Origin of the sequence: Actinomadura geliboluensis (assembly GCF_005889745.1) — a bacterium.
Taxonomy (GTDB): Bacteria; Actinomycetota; Actinomycetes; order Streptosporangiales; family Streptosporangiaceae; genus Spirillospora; species Spirillospora geliboluensis.
The window spans coordinates 1-707 of the sequence record NZ_VCKZ01000779.1; the positions used below are offsets into that span (position 1 = coordinate 1).

At 76.5% G+C, this 707-nt stretch carries 1 protein-coding gene; it reads right to left on the minus strand.

Annotated features, from left to right (window positions below):
- Positions 1–654: hypothetical protein (locus ETD96_RS44195; RefSeq protein ID WP_138642405.1), on the minus strand; the 654-nt coding region annotated here is incomplete at its 3' end.
- Positions 655–707: the final 53 nt, after the last annotated feature.

The following is a 707-nucleotide window of genomic DNA, read 5'->3' on the forward strand; positions in this document are numbered from 1 at the left end:
GGGGTTAGGTGGGGCGCGGAGCCCGGTCGGGGGCGGTACGGCGAGCCGCGCGACCATGCGCCCGCTCTCGTCCTGGACGAGCAGCGCGGTGATCTCCGAACGGGCCATCGCCGTCACCATGCAGGTCCTCATGGGCGCGTGGCCGTCACCCGCCCGGACGCTGCCGGCCGACTGGCGCCGGCCGTGCGCGTCCCCGGTCAGCAGGCCGTAGGTCCGTCCTGGCCGGAGCCCGGACAGCGACACCGGGACCTCGGTACCCCAGCTGTGCTCGATCATCGGCGCCGGCCGGGACAGCGTGACCGCAGCGTCCGGCCGGCCCTCAGGGCCGTCGCCGGGAAGCCCCATGCCGCCGGGATGCAGCAGGGCCAGCACCGCTGCGGCGGCGAGCACCAGCCCCGCGGCCGCGACCCGCCGCCGGGCGGTGCGGCGCGGCGGACCCTCCGGTCCAGGCACGGGGACGGCGGCTCCGGGAAGCAGCGGTTCGGCGCGCTCGAACGTCCTGATGACCCGGCGGACGCTGGCCGCCTCGGCGGAGCAGTCCGCGCACTGGGCGAGGTGGCGGGTCAGCGGCGCGGGCAGAGGCCGGTCCAGCAGGAGCAGCTCGGTGAGTTCGACGCGGAACGCGTGGCAGGACGGGGTCACGGGGCCAGCCATCCCTTCTCCTCCAGGATCACGCGCAGCGCGCGCACCCCGTAGTAGAGGCGGCT